15 protein-coding genes and 1 pseudogene are annotated in these 18509 nt (G+C 70.9%); 7 read left to right on the top strand and 9 right to left on the bottom strand.

Features of this window, described 5'->3' with window-relative positions:
• Window positions 1-34: 34 nt before the first annotated feature.
• On the bottom strand, window positions 35-1426 hold the full coding sequence (gene tig / locus A3CE_RS0139495; RefSeq protein WP_020645626.1) for a trigger factor: 1392 nt from the start codon (window positions 1424-1426) through the stop codon (window positions 35-37).
• Window positions 1427-1555: 129 nt separating this feature from the next.
• The gene (locus A3CE_RS0139490) at window positions 1556-2146 is read right to left on the bottom strand and encodes a TetR/AcrR family transcriptional regulator (RefSeq protein ID WP_020645625.1); all 591 of its coding nucleotides are present in this window, start codon (window positions 2144-2146) and stop codon (window positions 1556-1558) included.
• Between the two features lie 139 nt (window positions 2147-2285).
• Between A3CE_RS0139490 and A3CE_RS0139485 the strand changes: the two genes are divergently transcribed.
• Window positions 2286-4394: a fatty acid desaturase gene (locus A3CE_RS0139485; protein WP_020645624.1), complete on the top strand. Its 2109-nt coding sequence runs from the start codon at window positions 2286-2288 to the stop codon at window positions 4392-4394.
• Window positions 4395-4473: 79 nt separating this feature from the next.
• Window positions 4474-6135 carry a transposase gene (locus tag A3CE_RS52255; RefSeq protein ID WP_425387585.1) on the top strand — a complete coding sequence of 554 codons (1662 nt, stop codon included), beginning with the start codon at window positions 4474-4476 and terminating at the stop codon, window positions 6133-6135.
• Window positions 6136-6261: 126 nt separating this feature from the next.
• Here the strand turns inward: A3CE_RS52255 and A3CE_RS0139475 are convergent, their stop codons facing one another.
• A complete protein-coding gene (locus A3CE_RS0139475; RefSeq protein ID WP_020645622.1) occupies window positions 6262-6813 on the bottom strand; it encodes a hypothetical protein in 552 nt (183 codons plus the stop codon).
• A 182-nt stretch (window positions 6814-6995) separates the two neighbouring features.
• Between A3CE_RS0139475 and A3CE_RS0139470 the strand changes: the two genes are divergently transcribed.
• The 3 genes and pseudogenes from A3CE_RS0139470 to A3CE_RS55575 all read left to right on the top strand — a co-directional run.
• On the top strand, window positions 6996-8531 hold the full coding sequence (locus A3CE_RS0139470; RefSeq protein WP_020645621.1) for a sensor histidine kinase: 1536 nt from the start codon (window positions 6996-6998) through the stop codon (window positions 8529-8531).
• 160 nt (window positions 8532-8691) lie between these two features.
• Window positions 8692-10542 (top strand): ArnT family glycosyltransferase, encoded by a 1851-nt coding sequence (locus A3CE_RS0139465; RefSeq protein ID WP_020645620.1) that lies wholly within the window; start codon window positions 8692-8694, stop codon window positions 10540-10542.
• A gap of 101 nt (window positions 10543-10643) precedes the next feature.
• A pseudogene (locus tag A3CE_RS55575) lies at window positions 10644-11030 on the top strand (GNAT family N-acetyltransferase); the annotation flags it as partial.
• Between the two features lie 25 nt (window positions 11031-11055).
• Here the strand turns inward: A3CE_RS55575 and A3CE_RS59980 are convergent.
• Both A3CE_RS59980 and A3CE_RS0139450 read right to left on the bottom strand, forming a co-directional pair.
• The gene (locus A3CE_RS59980) at window positions 11056-12324 is read right to left on the bottom strand and encodes a hypothetical protein (protein WP_020645618.1); all 1269 of its coding nucleotides are present in this window, start codon (window positions 12322-12324) and stop codon (window positions 11056-11058) included.
• The gene (locus A3CE_RS0139450) at window positions 12321-13391 is read right to left on the bottom strand and encodes a helix-turn-helix domain-containing protein (RefSeq protein ID WP_026469304.1); all 1071 of its coding nucleotides are present in this window, start codon (window positions 13389-13391) and stop codon (window positions 12321-12323) included. The genes A3CE_RS59980 and A3CE_RS0139450 overlap by 4 nt, the downstream gene beginning before the upstream one ends.
• A gap of 356 nt (window positions 13392-13747) precedes the next feature.
• Here A3CE_RS0139450 and A3CE_RS0139445 point away from each other — a divergent pair, with 356 nt between their 5' ends.
• Window positions 13748-14017, top strand: coding sequence for a hypothetical protein (locus A3CE_RS0139445; RefSeq protein ID WP_020645616.1), 270 nt, complete (start codon window positions 13748-13750; stop codon window positions 14015-14017).
• Window positions 14014-14637, top strand: a complete 624-nt coding sequence (locus A3CE_RS0139440; RefSeq protein WP_020645615.1) for a hypothetical protein — start codon at window positions 14014-14016, stop codon at window positions 14635-14637. The genes A3CE_RS0139445 and A3CE_RS0139440 overlap by 4 nt, the downstream gene beginning before the upstream one ends.
• On the opposite strand, the gene A3CE_RS0139435 is transcribed toward A3CE_RS0139440, so the two are convergent.
• The 4 genes from A3CE_RS0139435 to A3CE_RS0139420 are packed head-to-tail and all read right to left on the bottom strand — an operon-like array spanning window position 14634 to window position 18296.
• Window positions 14634-15683: a thiamine-phosphate kinase gene (locus A3CE_RS0139435; protein ID WP_020645614.1), complete on the bottom strand. Its 1050-nt coding sequence runs from the start codon at window positions 15681-15683 to the stop codon at window positions 14634-14636. The genes A3CE_RS0139440 and A3CE_RS0139435 overlap by 4 nt on opposite strands.
• Window positions 15667-16299: a dCTP deaminase gene (dcd, locus tag A3CE_RS0139430; protein WP_020645613.1), complete on the bottom strand. Its 633-nt coding sequence runs from the start codon at window positions 16297-16299 to the stop codon at window positions 15667-15669. The genes A3CE_RS0139435 and dcd overlap by 17 nt, the downstream gene beginning before the upstream one ends.
• Window positions 16299-17057, bottom strand: a complete 759-nt coding sequence (locus A3CE_RS0139425; protein WP_020645612.1) for a hypothetical protein — start codon at window positions 17055-17057, stop codon at window positions 16299-16301. Before A3CE_RS0139425 ends, dcd begins: the two co-directional genes overlap by 1 nt.
• Before the next feature lie 15 nt (window positions 17058-17072).
• On the bottom strand, window positions 17073-18296 hold the full coding sequence (locus A3CE_RS0139420) for a helix-turn-helix domain-containing protein (protein WP_020645611.1): 1224 nt from the start codon (window positions 18294-18296) through the stop codon (window positions 17073-17075).
• Window positions 18297-18509 lie beyond the last annotated feature (213 nt).

Genomic DNA, 18509 nt, shown 5'->3' with positions numbered 1-18509 from the left:
GAATGCCCGACACCGCCCAAGTTCGCTCACAGCTTCACTCCGCCGGAGTCTTGGCCGTTTCGTCGGTGACCTGCGTCTCCTCGGCTGCCACGTCGGCGGGCGGCTCCTCGGTGCCGAACAGCTCCGAGAGGTCGACCTCGGCGCCGGAGCCGTCGGTCACGGTGGTCTTGCGGACCACGGACGCGAGGGCCTTGCCGCGCCGGACGTCGGCGTAGATCGCGGTCAGCTGGCCCGACTGCTGGGCGCGCTGGACGTACTCGTCCGGGCTGATCCCGAAGCGCTGGGCCTGGTAGATGATCCGCTCGGTGAGCTCGCCGTCGTTGACCGACACCTCTTCCTTGTCGGCGATGGTGTCCAGCAGCAGCTGCGTGCGGACGGCCTTCTCCGACTCGGTGCGGGTCTCCGCGTCGAACTCCTCGACCGTGCGGCCCTCGGCCTCGAGGGCCTGCGCGAACTGGGCCTCGTCGTGGTCGAACGGGTGGATCGCGTCGTGCTTGCGGTTCTCGATCTCGGCGTCGAGGACCTTCTCCGGGATCGGCACCTCGGTGCGCTCCAGGAGCTCGTCGAGGACCTTGTCGCGGGCCTGGACACCCTGCTGCATCTTCTTGACGCGGCCGAGGCGCTCGCGCAGGTCGCTCTTGAGTTCTTCGATCGTGTCGAACTCGCTCGCCATCTGGGCGAACTCGTCGTCCGCCTCGGGCAGCTCGCGCTGCTTGACCGACTGGACGGTCACGGTCACCTCGGCGTCCTTGCCGGCGTGCTCCCCGGCGACGAGCTGGGTGGTGAACGTCTTCGTCTCGCCGGCGCTCACGCCGACGATCGCCTCGTCGATGCCGTCCACGAGCTGGCCGGAGCCGATCTCGTAGGACAGCCCCGAGGTGGCGGCCTCCTCGACGGCCTCGCCGTCGACGGTCGCGGCCAGGTCGATCGAGACGAAGTCGCCGGTCTCGGCCGGGCGTTCGACGCCGGTCAGCGTGCCGAAGCGGGCGCGCAGCTCGTCGAGCTGCTCGTCGACCTCGGCATCGGTCAGCTCGACGTCGTCGACGGTGATCACGAAGCCGTCCAGATCGGGCAGCTCGATCTCCGGGCGTACGTCGACCTCGGCGGTGAACTCCAGGACGTCGCGGTCTTCGAGCTTGGTGACGTCGAACTCGGGGTTGCCGAGCGTGCGCACCTCGTTCGCCCGGACGGCCTCGATGTACTTCGCCGGGATGGCCTCGTTGACGACCTCGTCGAGCACCGGGCCACGCCCGATCCGGCTTTCCAGGACGCGAGCGGGCGCCTTGCCGGGCCGGAAGCCCGGGATGCGCACCTGCTGGGCGATCTTGCGGTAGGCGCGATCGAAGTTCGGCTGAAGCTCGTCGAACGGCACCTCGACATTGATCTTCACTCGCGTCGGGCTGAGCTGCTCGACGGTGCTCTTCAAGGTCTTCTCCTCGAGCGGTAACGATTGTGCTGGACAATCCTGCGGAAACGGCCCCAGGTCACCTGCAGACCGGGACGTCCGAGTCTAGGCCAGTGGCCTTGGCCACCGGGGCGGGGGCTACCTGCGGCGTCAGGCGCCGAGCATCCGGCCGATCACCCAGCGCATCTGCCCGGTCGCGTGCTCGACCGACCCGCTGGGCTGCACCAGGTGGGACAGCAGCAGCCGGACGATGGCTTCGACCGCGACCGCCCATTCCGACGGGCTCAGCCGCACCTCGGGGTAGCCCTGCGCGAACAGCGTCGCCACGGTGTCGACGGACCGCTCGAGCACGCCCTCGGACCGGGTGGTGAGCAGCGGGAGGAAGTCGTCGCGGCCGCCCTTCGGGCAGCCGAGCGCGATCACCAGCAGCGGGTTGCCCCGGGCGGCTTCGAGGGTCTGGCGGAACGCCGCGGTGACGCCGTCGACCGGCCGGCCGGGGTAGGCGGCGACGACCTCGGTCACGCGCTCGGCGAAGCGGCCGGCCTCGCGCAGCACGAGTGCCTCGGCGAGCTCGCCCTTGGAGCCGAGTTCGTTGTAGACGGTCTGCCTGCTGACGCCGACGTGCGCGGCCAGCTTGCCCATCGTCACGGCGGCCCAGCCCTCCGCGGCGATGAGGCCGGACGCCGCGGCCAGCAGCCGTTCCCGGGTGGACACGGGGGCGGGAGAGGTGACGACGTTCACAAGGCGAGCTTACCCGGCGCTTGCCTTCGGGCTGGCGGACACCTTTTTTCGAAGCCTGCCCGAACGTTTACAAACAACTCCGGGTTGTCTACGGTGACTCCCGCCTCGCCAGGAGCTTCTCGACCGAGGAGACCGCTCGATGCCCGTCGTCGATACCCCGCCGCGTGGCTCCGGGACGTCCGGACCGTCCCCGGCGCCCGCGACCGGCGTGCCGGCCTCCCCCGCGGTGCCTTCGCCCCGCATCCCGCTGCCCCGCGTGTCGGTGCCGACGCTCCTGCTGTTCGCCGGCGGCGTCGCCCTGTGGGTCACCGCGACCTGGCTGCTGCTCGCCGGGGTGGCGCCGCCGGTGTTCACCGTGCCCCTGCACGCGATCGTCACCTTCACGATGTTCACCGTGGTGCACGAATCGGCGCACCACGCCGCAGGAAAGCTGACGTGGGTCAACGAGACGCTCGGCAGGCTGGCGATGCCGTTCGTCGCCGTCTACGCGTCGTTCCCGCTGCTCCGGTTCATCCACAGTGAACACCACCGCAACACGAACGCGGACTCGCACACCGATCCGGACGCGTGGACGTCACAGGGATCCTGGTGGTCGCTGCCGTTCCGCTGGCTGACCATCGACTTCTGGTACGCGCGCTTCTACACCGCCCGGGTGCACGGCCGCCCGGCCTCGGAACGGGCGGAGACGATCCTGACGCTGTCACTGGCGTTCGCGGCGGCCGCGGCCCTGCTCGCCTGCGGCCACGGCCGGGAACTGCTGCTGGGATACGTGCTCCCGCAGCGGATCGGGCTGGCCGTGCTGGCGTGGTGGTTCGACTGGCTGCCGCACCACGGCCTGCCCGCCGCGGAGCCGCGGGACAAGTTCGGCACCACGCGGGTGCGGGTGGGGCTGGAGTGGCTGATGACGCCGATGATGCTCTTCCAGAACTACCACCTGGTGCACCACCTCCACCCCGCCGTGCCGTTCTACCGCTACCTGCGGGCGTGGAAGGACAACCGCGAGGCCTACCTGGCCCGCGACGTCCCGATCATCACGGCGTGGGGCCGCGAGCTGACGCCGTCGGAATACCGCGCGTGGCGGCGCCTGACCGACGACCTCGGCTGCCCCGAGGCCGCCCCGGAGCCGCCACCGCTGGGGCCGAGCCGGTTCCACCGGCTGCGCGTGCGGCGGGTGCGGCCGCTGACCGCGGACGCCGCCGAGATCACCTTCGAGGTGCCCGGGCACCTGGCGCCGGAGTTCCGGTTCCGCCCCGGCCAGCACGTGGCGGTCCGCGCGGTGCTCGACGGCAGCCCGGTGCGGCGGACGTACTCGATCTGCGCGCAGGCGCGCCCGGGCGAGCTGCGGATCGTGGTGAAGCGGCGTCCCGGCGGCGCGTTCTCCGGCTTCGCGACCACGACGCTGGCCACGGGCGACTTCCTCGACGTCCTGCCGCCGTCCGGCGCGTTCACCTTCACCCCGGACCCCGCGCGGGCGGCGCACTACGTCGCCCTGGCCGCGGGCAGCGGCATCACGCCGGTGCTGTCCATCCTGGTCAGCGCGCTGACCGAGGAACCGCACAGCCGGGCGACGCTGCTGTACGTCAACACCTCGGGCGCCACGACGCTGTTCGCGCCGGAGCTGAGCGCGCTCGCCGAGGGGTTCGGCGGGCGGCTCCACGTCGTCCACTACCGCACCGACGAGCGCGACCCCGATCTGCACACCCACCGGCCCCGGCACTTCGACACGATCGGCGAAGCACTCGCCATCTCGCACGAGCGGTACCAGCGCGGGCGGCTCGACGGGACCCGCCTGCGCGCGCTGCTGCAGAACCGGCTGCACCCGGCGAAGGTCGACGAGTGGTTCCTGTGCGCCCCGCGCGGCCTGGTGGACCTGGCCCGGCGCACCCTGGCCGACGCGGACGTCCCGGAGGAGAACGTCCACTTCGAACTGTTCCGCGGCGCGGCGCCCCCGCGCGACCCGGCGGGTACGGCGGCCCGGGTGGCGGTGACGCTGGGCGGCACGACGACGTGCGTGCGTGCCGAAGCCGGCGAGACGGTGCTGGACGCCGCGCTGCGGGCCGGGTTCGAGGTGCCGTACTCGTGCACTGGCGGCGCGTGCGGCACCTGCCGGGCGACGCTGCGCCACGGCCAGGTCGACATGGACGTCCGGTACGCGCTGACCGAGGACGACGTCGCCGCGGGCCGGATCCTGACCTGCCGCTCGCGCGCGACGACCCCGGAGGTCACGGTCGACTACGACCGCCGCTGACCCGCCCGGCCCGGATGTCGTGAACGACCCTTTCCTGTCATCCGGGGCCTGTTGCTTTTTGGTTGCCTGACACGTGGTGATGATCTTGCTGGTAGCGGTGGTCGGCGGGGATGATCGTGGTGTGGCAAGGGATTATCGGCCGGTTGATCGTGGGCAGGAGTTTCTGCTGCCGCCGTCGATGACAGAGTGGCTGCCAGAAGATCATCTGGTGTGGTTCGTGATCGCGGCGGTGGCACGGCTGGACACCACGGCGTTTCACCGCCGCGCGAAGCGCGGCGGTGTCGGGCGGCGGGGCTACGACCCGGACATGCTGCTCACCCTGTTCGTGTATGCCATGGCACATGGGGAGTCCTCCTCACGCCAGATCGAACGGCTGTGTCACACGGATGTGGCGTTCCGGATCATCTGCGCCCAAGACGTGCCAGACCACACCGTGCTGGCCCGGTTCCGCCAGCACCACGAGGCCGCGCTGACCGACCTGCTCACCGAGTCGCTGGTGCTGGCCGCGCAGCTGGGCATGGTGTCACTCGGGGTGGTCGCCTTCGACGGCACCAAGATCGCGGCGAACGCCAGCAAGGACACCAACCGCAGCGAGGACTACCTGCGCACACAGGCCGAGCAGTTCCTGGCCACCGTCGCGGAGACCGACACGGCCGAGGACGCCCGCTTCGGCGCCGACCGGCGCGGGGACGAACCACCGCCCGGGATGGACCGCACGCACCGTGACCAGCGGATCAGCCAGGCGCTGGAACAGATCCAGGCCCGGCGCGAGAAGGCCGAGCGGGCCGCGGCCGAGCAGGCCGAGACCACCCGGGCCTACGACCAGGCAGTCGCCGACGGCGCCACCCGGGCCGGGGCCCCGCCCAAGGGCGCGGACCGGGTGGCGGTGGCCAGGGCCCGCTGGGAACGCCTGCNGGCCGAGGCCCAGGCCCGTTATGCCGAGTTCCTGGCCCGTCCCCGCCCGCCGGGGCGGATGGTGGCACCGGACGAGCACCACAAGGTCCGCGCGGCCCGCGCCGCCTACGAGGCAGCACGCGCTCACACCGAGCGGACCGCCGCCGGACAGACCGCACCCGCCGCAGGCCAGCCCGCCGCATCGGCAGTGCCCGGACAGGCCGGAAAGGACCGGCTGACCGCGAACCTGACCGACCCGGACTCGCGGCTGCTCAAGACCCGCAACGGCTGGGTCCAGGGCTACAACTGCCAGACCGCGGCCAGCACCGACGAGTTCCTGATCTCCGCCCGCGCCACCCAGGACGCCAACGACCTCGAACAGTTCATCCCCACCAAAGACGACGTCACCGCCACCGCCGCGCACCTGGCCGAACGCACCGGCCGCACCGACCTCACCGTGGGAACCATGGTCGGCGACGCCGGCTACGACTCCGACACCAACCTCACCACCGACGGCCCGGACCGGCTCATCGCCGACGCCAAACGCCACGTCATCGACCGGCGCGCCGTCACCGACCCCGCCACCGGCGACCCACCCGACAACGCCACCCCACGCGAGAAAATGAACCACCGGCTCCGCACCCCCGACGGGCACGCCCTCTACAAACAACGCGCCCCGATGATCGAAACACCCTACGCCTGGGTCAAAGACCGCCGCGGACTCCGCCGCTTCGCCCGACGCGGCCTGGCCGCCGTCCAAGCCGAACTTTCCCTCGCCGCCGCCGTCACCAACCTGCTCAAACTCCGCACCAAAGGCATCACCACCACCCGACTCCGCACCACCTAGCACCAGGCCGGACACCCCGGCCCGCACACCGGGACGGCACGTCTCAGCCCCCCCAGACAGCCAACACAAAAAACAACAGGCCCTCCGGCGACAGGAAAGGGTCGTTCACGACGTGGGGCGCCGGGGTCAACCGGTCCGGGTGGGCGCGCCCGAGGGCGGAGTGCCCCGGCCGCCGCCCGGCGCTGCCGTTTCCCCGTCGGTCACCGAAGTCGCCGTCGCCGTGCTGCCCGACTCCGTGGCCACCACCGTGACGGTGTCGCCGGTCGCCAGGCCCGTCGCCTGCGCCGACGTGATCGTGTATGTCTTCGAGAACCCGTCGTCGCTCTTCGCGGTCAGCGACGTCGCGCTCAGCTCCGTCACCTCGCCCGTCTGCATGATCTTCGTGACGTAGCCGCCGTTTCCGTCGGATGCCACGTACTCCCCGTGCAGGGCCGAGCCCAAGCCGCCGGCGCCGCGCGGGCCGCCGTTCATGCCACCCGGCCCGGCCTGGGCATCCGTCGCGGCCGACGACGACGAAGCGGCCCAGACCGCCGCTCCTCCGCCGGCCACGATCGCCGCCGCGACGGCGCCCGCCGCGATCTTCTTGCCCGGCGACCAGCCCGGCCGTGGGGCCGAGCCCGGCGCGGGTGCCGCGCCCCATGTCTGTTCCGGAGTGGACGGTGCCTGCGGTGTGGTCATGCTGGTGCTCCTCAACGAGATCGTTCGGTGCGATCCACGGTGGGGTCACCGGCTGTGCGCGGACTGTGCCTGCCGTCAGCCGTTCCTGTGATCCGGAGGAATCCGGCATCGGCCCGTCACCACACAGCGGCCTCACAGGCAGCGCACAAGTCGCACACACGGCGCGGACCGACGCTGGATCCATGGCCGCGCCGACCGTCCCGCCACGCCCCCGCCGGGGGCGGCTTTCGCTGCGCACGAAACTGACCGGCTCGATGGTCGTGCTGCTCACCGTGGTGTGCCTGATCGTCGGGGTGGTCAGCGAGTTCGCGCTCGACCTGTTCCTGACCCGCCAGATCGACCAGCAGCTCTCAGCCGCGGCGAACCGCTCACTGGTCTTCGCGAGCAACGTCCGGCCGCCGGACGGCGGTCCGCCGCCGGAAAGCCTGGGCCAGCACCCGCTCGGGCAGAACGTCGGCACGGTGAGCGGCACCTTCTCGGGGCAGCTGCTCGTCCACGACGACAGCATTTCCGAACACGGCGGACGGCTGCACCTCAGCGCGGCCCAGCAGGCCGTCATGCTCTCGGTGCCCGCCGACGGCAAGCCGCACACGATGTCGTTCGACGACCTCGGCGAGTACCGGTTGATGGCGCTGCCGGTCACCGGGACGTCCGACGTCGTGGTCACCGGCCTGCCGATGAAGCCGGTCACCGACACGCTGCTCACGGTCGGGCTGATCCTGTTCGGCGTGGCCGCCGCGGGCGTGCTCGGCGCGGCCCTCCTCGGCGCGTTCGCGGTCCGCCGCACGCTGCGCCCGCTCGAGCGCGTCGCGGCGACCGCCGGGCGCGTCACCGAGCTGCCGCTCGACCGCGGCCAGGTGGCGCTGTCCATCCGCGTCCCCGAAGCCGACACCGACCCGCGGACGGAGGTCGGCCAGGTCGGCTCGGCCTTGAACCTGATGCTCGGCCACGTCGCGCAGGCCCTCGAAGCACGCCACGACAGCGAAATCCGCGTCCGGCAGTTCGTCGGGGACGCCAGTCACGAGCTGCGCACGCCGCTGGCCGCGATCCGCGGGTACGCCGAGCTGGCCGTCCGCGGCAGCGCGCTGGTGCCGCCGGACGTCGCGCACTCGATGGGCCGGATCCAGTCCGAGGCCGTCCGGATGACCGCGCTCGTCGAAGACCTCCTGCTGCTCGCGCGGCTCGACGCGGGCCGCCCCCTCGACGTGCGCGAGGTCGACCTCACCCGGCTGGTCGCCGACGCCGTCGGCGACGCCCGGGTCGCCGGGCGCGAGCACCGGTGGCTGCTCGAGCTGCCCCCGGAGCCGGTACTCGTGCTCGGCGACGTCCAGCGCCTGCACCAGGTGCTGGCGAACCTGCTGGTGAACGCCCGCACGCACGCCCCGCCCGGCACCACGGTGGTGACCGCGCTGGCGCGCTCGGCCGACGGCAACGGCGTGCTCACGGTGACCGACAACGGCCCCGGCATCCCGCCGGACCTGCTGCCGGACGTCTTCGAGCGGTTCGCCCGCGGCGACTCCTCGCGCTCCCGCACCGCCGGCAGCACCGGGCTGGGGCTGGCGATCGCGTCCGCCGTCGTCGTCGCCCACCACGGCACGATCGAGGTGCACAGCCGTCCCGGCCGGACGGAGTTCGCGGTGCGCCTCCCCGTGGCCGTCCCCGCACAGCGCGTGCACAGCATCGGCACAACCCGGCCCCAGCTGGAAACCGGAAGCTGATCTCATGACCGCTGTGACATCCGGGGCTTCGCCCCAGGCCGGGGGCTCCGCCACCCGGAACCCCCGAAAAGCCGCTGTGACATCCGGGGCTTCGCCCCAGGCCGGGGGCTCCACCACCCGGAACCCCCGAAAAGCCGCTCTCGCGTCACACGAAACCGCCGTGACCCCTGCACCGCCTGTCCGCTCTACGTGGCACCGCCCCGCCCTGGCCGTCCTTCTGCTCGGGACGGCCGTCCTCTACCTGTGGGGTCTTGGCGCGTCCGGCTGGGCCAACGCGTTCTACTCCGCGGCGGCCCAGGCGGGCTCGCAGAGCTGGAAGGCGCTGTTCTTCGGCTCGAGCGACGCGGCGAACGCGATCACGGTCGACAAGACCCCGGCGGCACTGTGGGTGCTGGGGCTATCGGCCCGGCTGTTCGGCGTCAACGCGTGGAGTGTCCTGGTACCGCAGGCGCTGATGGGTGTCGGCTCGGTCTGGCTGCTGGCCGCGGCCGTGCGCCGCACGTCCGGTCCGGCCGCGGGGCTGGTCGCCGGCCTGGTGCTGGCCCTGACGCCGGTGGCCGCGCTGATGTTCCGGTTCAACAACCCGGACGCGCTGCTGGTGCTGCTGCTGGTCGCCGGCGCGTACTGCGTCGTCCGTGCGTTGGAGAAGGCGAGCCCGCGCTGGCTCGCGCTGGCCGGCGTCGCGGTCGGCTTCGGGTTCCTGGCCAAGATGCTGCAGGCGTTCCTGGTGCTGCCGGCTTTCGCACTCGCTTACGTCGTCGCCGCGCCGGTGCCGCTGGGCAAGCGGCTGCTGCACCTGCTGGGCGCGTTGGCCGCGACGCTGGTCTCGGCGGGCTGGTACCTGCTGGTCGTCGCACTGTGGCCGGCGGCTTCACGACCCTACATCGGCGGGTCCCAGACGAACTCCCTGTGGGAATTGATCTTCGGCTACAACGGCTTCGGCCGGATCACGGGCGACGAGGTCGGCAGCGTGGGCGGCGGCGCCGGCCGCGGCTGGGGCTCGACCGGGCTGACCCGGCTCTTCGGCAGCGAGATGGCGGGCGGGATCGCCTGGCTGCTGCCCGCGGCCCTGCTCGCGCTGGGAGCGGGCCTGTGGTTCACCCGCAGGGCCACCTGCACCGACCGTTCCCGCGCGGCGCTCCTGCTGTGGGGCGGCTGGCTGGTGGTGACGGCGCTGGTGTTCAGCTACATGGGCGGCATCATCCACCCGTATTACACCGTGGCTTTGGCACCGGCGGTGGGCGCGCTGGTCGGAACGGCGGCGGTCCAGCTGTGGCGCCTGCGAGCACAACCCGCGGCGTCCGGCCTGCTCAGCGGCGGAGTCGCGCTGACGGCGTTGACGGCGTACCTGGTGCTGTCGGGGTCGTCGTGGCAGCCGTGGCTGGCACCGACGGTGCTGGTGGGCGGGCTGATGGCAGCTGTGGCGCTGTTTTTCGCGGCGCACCTGACCCGCTGGGCGGCGTCTCTCGTGGCGGTGTTTTCGCTGGTGGTCCTGCTCGCCGGCACGAGCGCGTACACACTGGCGACGGCAGCGACGACGCACAGCGGCGCGATCCCGTCGGCGGGGCCGTCTTCGGGCTTCGGCGGCCGTTTCGGCGGCCCGGGTGGTCCTGGCGGCTTCGGCGGCGGTCGTGGCGGCGGCCCTGGTTCCCTGCTTTCGACGACACTGCCGGGCACCTCGCTGACGGCGTTACTCCAGAAGGACGCGTCGCATTACCGGTGGACGGCAGCCACGGTGCTCTCGAACGCGGCAGCCGGCTACCAGCTGGCCGGCGGGGCACCGGTGATGGCTGTGGGCGGGTTCAACGGGACGGATCCGTATCCGACGCTGGAGCAGTTCCAGCAGTACGTGGCGAGCGGCCAGATCCACTATTTCCTCGGCGATGGCCTGGCGATGCAGGGCAACAGCGGTTCGGACGCGGCCCAGCAGATCGCCGAATGGGTGGCTTCGCACTTCCAGTCGTCCACCGTCGACGGTGTAACGGTTTACGACCTCACCGCGACCGTGTGAGACACGACGAAAGCAGGGTGTGAGGGCGCCGACCTGGTCAAAGACCGGCTCACTCCGGCAGACTGGTCGGTGCGGTGCCCAGGCGAACAGGAGTCCCGGCGATGACCGAGCTTTACATCCGGTCGGCCCGCTCCGCAGACCTGGAATCCTTCGCCGCGACCTTCGGTGACCACGGATACTTCACCGATCGGCTCGCCCGTCAGCAGAACGGCCGCGGTGTGCTCTTCCTCGCCTGGCTGGACTACCGCCCCGCGGGCACCGTCTACCTGTGGCTGGAAGAGGCCGAAGAGCGGCCGATCCGCGAGCAGCTGCCCGGCGTCGCGTTGCTGACCCACCTGCAGGTCCATGACGAGCTACGCAACCGCGGGGTCGGCCAGGCCCTGGTCGCGGCGGTCGAGCGCCGGCTGGCAGAGGCAGGCCGCGACCGGGTCGCTTTGGCCGTCCTGACGGACAACCTCGACGCGGCCCGCCTCTACCACCGGCTCGGCTACCGCGACTGGAGTCACGGCGAGGTTATCTGTTATGCCCAGAGACGACTCTCCGGCGGTGGGATTCTTGAAGAACCGGAACGGTGTCATGTGCTGACGAAGGACCTGCCAAGCCCTTCGGCGCCGCCCCCTCGTACCGAGTCGAGCGCGGTCGGCGCTTCCTCGCAGGGGTGATCCGGCCGTCGATCCCCGGCTGGGCGAAGCAGGCGATCCCCAACATGGCGAGCGTGTGGTTGATGTCAACGCGCTCCCCGTAGTCTCGCCGGAGCCAGGTGACATGGTTGCGCCACCGCACACAGTCCGTCTGCCAGGCTCGCAGGTACCTCACGCACAGCTCCGGCGTGATCTGGTAACTGCTGCTGATCGCCGCTTCGAGCGAGACGGACATCTTCGCTTTGTCCGCGGAGTGGATCGCCGAACCTTGAATTTGCGCTACCGTCGTACGGATGATCTGCCGTCGGTGAGCCAGGAACTCGGCCCAGTAGGCGTCATTCGCCTCGGCAAGCGCACGGCCGTTGTCCAACAGGCCGTATACGCCCTCGGCAAGCGTGTCGCCCAGTTCCTCCGCGCGTGCACGCCGGGGGTTGTAGGGGTCGTAGGGACGCTGGATCGCCGTTCCGGTCACCGCCGGCGACCGGAGGGTCCGGCCGTCGAGCAGGAAGAACCAGTCCTCGTTGTAGATATTGGGGAAGAACGAGGTGAACGCCGCTTCCCCGACCACGAGCGCGCCGCCACCGATGAACGACTCCTGGGGGGCGCCGACACCACGGAGAGCGTGGCACACGACCGAGTTGTCCGGCATCCCCGCGTTCCGGAGGCCGACCACCGGGTGATCCCGCAGCAACCCTGCCGCCGCGGCCAGGTCAGCGGGCTCGGGCAGCACTATGTCGTCGTCGAGGAAGAGAATCCGCTTCCAGCCCGTGAGGAGCGCGATGAGCAGGCCGAGGTTCCGCTTGAGGCTGGTGTCCACCTTCCGGTGGAACTCGGTGCCGCGGAGCAGTTTGTCGGTGGCGAACGTGGGCACGAGCCACCGGGGCAGGAGATCGGTGTCGATCGCTGTCACCCGGACACCGGCCTGCCTGGCCGCGAGCGCGGCGCTCAAGGCGTTGGCATCGAGGCTGCACAGCAGCACCAGATGAGCATTGGCCTGCCTGGCCGCGCTGATGGCCGCCGGCAGCTCGGAGACGGCGCGTCCGTTGGGCACGATGATCGCATCCAGGACCGCCCGCGGTGCCTCGCCTGCCTCGACACTGGTCAGCAGGCCGGCGTGCGTCCGGTGTTGCCGCGCGTTCACTCGGCCTCAGGCCACTCGTGCAATCGGTTTTCCTCGAGTGTCCAATCGGGAGTCGTTCCCTGACCGGCCACCACCGGGACCCGGCTGATGATGCTGAACGACTCGGCCTCGCCGAACCGTTCCCGCAGGTACTCGTGGTTCCGATCACGGAACCGGGCATCCGTCAAGGCGCGCACCGCGCCAAGCGTTCCACGACCGTACATACCATTGCATACGGTCACGGTGCGCTTTTGGTTGAACGGATTCACCCCCCGGTAAAAATGTGCCACGTCTTCCAACAGGTGACCCTTACTGTCCAGCTGAGGTGGGAAGAGCACGGACCCGCTCTCGCGCTGCACCAGGAACCCACCGGGCTCGCTGGTCGGCGCGTCGTCGTTCCGGGCGACTTGTTCCACCGGGAGGTCGACGCGCTCGATGACGTCGCGGGTCACGGTGTTCCAGTCGACGCCACCGAGGAGTACGAGGTGGGTCGTGTAGTCGTCCGGGGTCAGCTGGTCCGTCGTGTGGAAGCTGACGTGGTTCTTGGGGTTGACAGACCTGATGTGTCCGAACAACTCGATCAAGGCGTCGGGATCGGCGTAAGTGTACAGAGTGGTGAAGTCCGCACTTTCCGGGTCCGCATAGGACAGATGCTGCCGCAGGTCCTCCGGGAGCAGGGCGCAGACGATCGTGACGTCCTCGTTCTCGGGGAACCGCCAGACGTCCAGCTCAGGCTCGGCGGCGTGCTCACGTCCGTCGCGGAGCCACAGCAGCTCCTCGAGCAGTTCGTCGTGCCGCCGTCGCTCGTCGTCCGTCAGCTCATCGAGTGCGAGGACACGCACGGACGCGCCGTTCACGGACCGCCGCGTGGCGAACAGCAACGCGTAGGCGTTCAGCCGCCGGACCGGCGGGGCGACGGGCCTGTCCGCGTTCTCCCACGAGGAGATGAGCGAAACGCTGAGGGGTTTGGTGCCGCCGAGCGCCTGGGCAAGCTGCCCCTGAGTGATGCCCGCTTCGGGCCACTGCTCCTCCCTCAGCGCGCGCAGACGCCGAGCGAGCGCGGGCCGGCGCAACTCGGCTGGGGACACGACCACGCCGCCCTTCAGTAAATTTCAGTAACGTGAGCTGACACACAATTGTACACGGATGGACGAGTTTCGTTCGAAGCCGCATCGCGACCGTGACCGAGCGCTGGCGCCTGCGCGTTTTTCCTGCAGCAAACCAGTAACACTGTCGTCCTCCGCGTTGCTTACAGCTCAGTTCAGCACCTACAGTCCAGAGACTGAAATTGAGTGAAGGTGGGCCGAACGGCCGCAGGCGGATGCCTCTCCTGCGCTCCCTCGGCGACTGGCGGACTGAAAAATCCCGCGTTGTGTGTCAACCGGCATACGGGACGGGACGACCCGGAGGTTTCCTGGATCCACAGCAGAGGGAGGCGTAACTCATGGACCCCTTCACCCCCGCTCCGCGCAGCCGCTGGCGCCGGGGCGTTTACGCGGCCGGTCTCGTCATTCCCTTCACCGCCTCCCAACTGTGGGCGCTGCTGGTCCTGCTGCGCCTCGCGCCGCTCGACGGGCTGGTCGGTCAGGCCTTCGTGCTCGTCCTGCTGGGTTCCGTCGCCGCGATCTGGGCCGGGTGGCGCTGGGCCTGGCGGCTCGGCCGCGACCGCGACCTGAAACCCGAGCCCGCCCCCAAGACCCGGATCTCGACATGACGTCCGCGCCGGTGATCGTCGCCGCCCTCGTGCTGGGCATCGGCGCCGGACGTCTCTCGCGCCACCTCGGCGGCCTCCTCCGCCGCCGGGCGACCGGAAGGAGCACGGAAATGACCAGCAGGCAACCGGCCTTCCCACTGCGGGTGTACCACTGGCGGTGGGAGATCCTGGCGGTGACGCTGCTCCCCTACTGCGTGGTGACCTTCGCGCTGTGGGCGGGCCCGCTGTGGGCGTCGGCGGTCTTCGCCACCGCTGCGGGTGTGGCGGTGCTGCGGCGCCGCCAAGTGCGGGCCCGGATTCACGCGATCCGGGTGCAGCACCGGCTGCGGGCGGCGTTCCCCCGGCTGCGCCTGCCCGGCGGCCGTCCCCCGGCGATCCTGTGGACCCGTCCCCGCGGCGGCGACATCGTGGTGTCGCTGTTCGGCCGCGAAACGTTCGAGCACCTCCACCGCCAGCGCACGGTCCTGGCGGCGGCGTGCTCGATGCCGGAGGTGTACGTGGACCGCCACCCGCGGTACGCGAGCCTCGTGACGCTGACCATCAGCCCGACCGAGGCGCACCGCGAGCCGGGACGCGCTGCCCTGCCGAGCAACGTGGTTCCCCTGCGCGCCCACAGCTAAGCCGGAATGCTCAGCACCTCGGGGACCAAAGTGGACAAGTCACCGCCGTGCCACGAACTCGCCGAGAACCGCTCCTGCGCGATCCCGCGCCAAGGAGCGGTTCCCGCGGTGAGCCCGCCGTCCGCCGTGAGCGTCCCGATTTCCTGCACCGCAACACCTTCTTCGCGCACCATCTTCGTGGCCAGCGCCACGTCCTCGGCCCGGACGGCGACGACGAGCCCCCAGTCGCCCCAGGTCTGGGCCAGGTCGAACGGCCGGAGGCCGGCCTGGGCGCACACCTGCGCCAGCGGTTCGCCGAGGTCGAAATCCCCGCTGACCGCCGCGCCGAGGCCGTTCGCCTCGCCCAGCGTGCGGACCGTGGCGAACAGGCCGTCGGAGACGTCCATCGCCGCCCGCGCCAGACCGTTGGCCGCCAGCACCTTTCCCGCCTTCAGCTGAGCCATCGGCCGGCAGGCGCGGCGCCAGATGTCGTCCCGCTCCGACGCCGGGAGCGTCGCCCGCCCCGTCGCCAACAGGGCCGCGGCCCAGAGGTAACCGGGGGAGCCGGTCAGCAGCAGGCGGTCCCCGGCGCGGGCCCCGGACCGCCGCAGCCTGCTGCCCGGAACGCACCTGCCGATCGCGGTCGCCGTCAGCTGCGTCGCGGCGCCGTCACGGAGGTCGCCTCCGACGACCTTCGTGCCGTGCTCGGTGCAGCAGTCGTCGACGCCGTCGAGCAGCCGCTCGAACTCCCGGACCGTGGTCGCCTTGGGCAGCGTGTAGTTGACGACGAGGCCGAGCGGCTCGGCGCCGGCGGCGGCCAGGTCGGACAGGTTGATCGTCGCCAGCAGCCAGCCCGCGTGGTACAGGTCCGGTTCGGCCAGGAGGTTGACCACCGGGGTCGGACAGCTGTCGGTCGTCGCGACGAGCTCGCTCGGCGTGGTGACTTTCGCCAGGAACGCGCTGTCGTCGCCGAAGCCTTCCGTGTCGCCGTATCTCGGCCGCAGGACGTGTTCCTGGATGCCCCGCTCCCCCAGGTCGCCGAGGTGAAGCTCAGTGGTGCCGGACATGATCCGCCAATCGGGACGCGACGACCGCGTGGTCGCTCGAGTAGTTGTGCGGCATTTCGCCGTAGGGCAGCTCGCTGCCGCTCGAAGCGAACAGCATCAAGTTGCAGATCCGGGTCCCGGGATACAACAGCACGGGATGCCGGAGGTGGTTGACGATCTCCAGCGTGATCACCGCCAGCTTGCCATGGCCGAAACCCGGGCTCACCTGACCGCACAAGACGACGCTGATGCCCAGCCGCGCGTAGTCGCTGGTGCCGTCGACGAGGCCGACGAGATTCTCGGAGAGACCGATCTTCTCCAGGGTGGGGGCCAACACGACTTCACCGGGTTCGACGACGAGCCTGCCGCGCGGATCCGGTTCCTTGCGCACCAGCCCGGGGTAGGTCGATCGATCGGCGATGTCGACCGGACCGTGGGTGACCAGGCTGAACGCCTCGTGTCCGAGCCTCAGGCTGAGCGCGGCCGGGCGGACGAGGGTCGCGTCGAAGGGCTCGATGCGCAGCTCGCCGCCACTGTGCGCGCGCCGGATGGCCCGGTCGGTCAGCACACCGCGGCGGGCGCGCCACAGCGGGATCCGGCGCTTCTTGACCTGGGGTTCCGGCTGCACGGGCGTCATCATGAGACCGCCCGGTCGAGGATCGAACGGACTTCGCTCACGATTTCTTCGAAATCGGCTTCGGTGAGGTCGAAGTTGGGCTGGTCGTCGCTTTCGCCGGGCGCGCAGTAGACGACCGTCGTAGGAGTCCGGCGGGGACCCTGGACCACGACCGTCGCGGTGAGCCCGGCGTCGATCGGCCGCACCGTGTGGACGATCGACGTGTCGCAGGTGTAGACGTCGCCGCCTTGGACGTGCGGGACCGCGCGGCGCTTGAGCCGCACCTCGCCGTCGGCGGTCAGGGCTGCCGGGTTCGCGAGGTCGGCGCCGTAGCGGTAGCGCCGGAAGGCCTTGCCGCCCTCGGCGGTCTCGGTGAACTCGACCATGTGCATCCCGGTCCCGGCCAGCACGTGGGAGGCGAACTCCCAGCGATGGCTGTGCGGGTTGGACTCGCCGCGCGACGGCGTCTCGCTGCGCGGCCAGACGTGCAGGCGGACGCGGAACTCCGGCTCGACGCCCGCGTGGAGGACGATCTTGGCGAAGCCGTTGGGGTGCCAGTACGAGCGTTTCGCGATCTCGGCCGCCGCGACCGGATCGGCGGCCAGGTCCCGCAGCCAGGCCGCGAAGGCGTCGCGGTCGGCGCGGATGCGCTCGGCCGCCGCTTCGAGCTGGGTCAGGCCGGGCCGGGAACCGTGGCCGCCCAGGGCTTCCGCGAGCTGCCGCGGAAAGGGGTGACCGGCCGTGCGCTCGGCGGCGACGGCGAAAAGAGGTGTGCTCATCGTGCTGGAGCTTCTCTATTCTGCGACTGGAGGCGGAAGGAAGGGAGGCGCCGCGAAGGCCAGCGCAGCCGAGCGCAAAGCCGTGACGGCGTCGAGAGTCATCCAGATGGGAAGGTCGCCGCTGCCCCAGGCCCAGAGGCCGCGCCCGGGTTCGTAGCGTTCCCACAAGGAGTTGAGCGCGCGGCTCAACCGGGCCAACGGCACCTTCGGCGCCTCGGCCAGTGCCTGGACCACCCAGGCGGACGTGAAGTGCCTGATCGTGAGCCGTACCTCCGGTAGGCCGTCCGGCTGGAGCAGGGCGAGGTCTTCGGAGACGCCGTCGTCCGGGTGGGTCCGCTCGATGAGCCACCGCGTGCCCACCTCGACCGCTTCCCGGACGTCTTCGCCGCCCTGCCCGTAGCGCAGCAGCTCGCGCAGCGCGACCACCGCGCGCGCGGTGTGCGCGGTGGACGGCTCAGGCGCCACCAGCCCGGGCTCCTTCTTCTCGCCCCAGAGCGGGACGCCGTCGAAGTCGAGCCGCGACGCGAGGAGGTCGTCCGTGAGGCGCCGGGTCAGCGGGGCGTCCGGCCGGAGCCGGACCGACGTGCGCAGCGCGGCCGAGAGCAGGAACGGCCGCGTCCGGCTGTAGTCGTCGAGCGAGTGCTCGAGGTAGCCCAGTCCTTCCTCGGCCGAGAGGACAGTGCCGGCCTGGAACAATGCGTCCACCACTGCCGCCGTGACCTCGGGGCGGCGGCCTCCGGACCGGCCCTGCCAGCCGAACTCCGAACGCTTGGCGTAGAGGTCCTCCACGACCGGACGTAGGTCGATGTAGGGCTCGCCTACCTCGACCATCGCCGAGATGCCGTAGGCGGTGGCCAGCGTCGTGTGCTTGCCCCGCTTCTGGAGGTTGTGCCGCCAGCCGACCGCGCGACCGTTCGCGTCGCGGATCAGCTCACCGGCGAGGCTGTGGCCGGCCCGCCGGCAGACTTCGAGGAGCGAGCCGCCGGTGGTCAGGACCCCACCGGCCGCCGGCGCGGGCGACCGGGCCGCTTCGGCCAGCTCGACCAGCGCGTTCGCCGCCCGGAAGTGGTCGTCGAGCAGCCGGGCGTTCTCCGCCGAAGGCAGGTAGCGCCCGGTCTCCCACTGGGTCAGGTTCGCACGGCTCACGCCGACGATCCGGGCGACGTCGGCCTGGGTCTGCCCGGCCGCTTTGCGCAGCCTGCGCAGCTCCGCGCCGACGTCTTCAGCCTCTGTTACCACATCAAGACCTGCCGATTCCGCCACGGTCGAATATCATGTAGGTAGGCGCTCCGCGCCGACCTTACCTACCTAGTAGGCGAGAGTAGGAGGTGACAATATGTGGACACAGAGCGCACTTTATCTCATCCCTGACGCTTTGCTGCCGCCGACTCGGCCCGACTCGCCCGAACGGGTTGGATCCGCAGCTCGCGCGCCCCCTGTTCGGCCGAGTAG

The sequence above is a fragment of the Amycolatopsis balhimycina FH 1894 genome, from assembly GCF_000384295.1.
Classification (GTDB): domain Bacteria; phylum Actinomycetota; class Actinomycetes; order Mycobacteriales; family Pseudonocardiaceae; genus Amycolatopsis; species Amycolatopsis balhimycina.
Note: the sequence above shows the minus strand (reverse complement) of the source record. Positions and strands in the feature narration are given on the sequence as shown.

Bases quoted from the DNA above. Each gene is read 5' to 3' on its own strand.
- A3CE_RS0139425 (WP_020645612.1), bottom strand. From the start codon at position 17,057: ATGAGCACACCTCTTTTCGCCGTCGCCGCCGAGCGCACGGCCGGTCAC.
- A3CE_RS0139435 (WP_020645614.1), bottom strand. From the start codon at position 15,683: ATGTCCGGCACCACTGAGCTTCACCTCGGCGACCTGGGGGAGCGGGGC.
- dcd (WP_020645613.1), bottom strand. From the start codon at position 16,299: ATGACGCCCGTGCAGCCGGAACCCCAGGTCAAGAAGCGCCGGATCCCG.
- A3CE_RS0139470 (WP_020645621.1), top strand. From the start codon at position 6,996: ATGGCCGCGCCGACCGTCCCGCCACGCCCCCGCCGGGGGCGGCTTTCG.
- A3CE_RS0139440 (WP_020645615.1), top strand. From the start codon at position 14,014: ATGACGTCCGCGCCGGTGATCGTCGCCGCCCTCGTGCTGGGCATCGGC.
- A3CE_RS0139475 (WP_020645622.1), bottom strand. From the start codon at position 6,813: ATGACCACACCGCAGGCACCGTCCACTCCGGAACAGACATGGGGCGCG.
- A3CE_RS0139445 (WP_020645616.1), top strand. From the start codon at position 13,748: ATGGACCCCTTCACCCCCGCTCCGCGCAGCCGCTGGCGCCGGGGCGTT.
- A3CE_RS0139485 (WP_020645624.1), top strand. From the start codon at position 2,286: ATGCCCGTCGTCGATACCCCGCCGCGTGGCTCCGGGACGTCCGGACCG.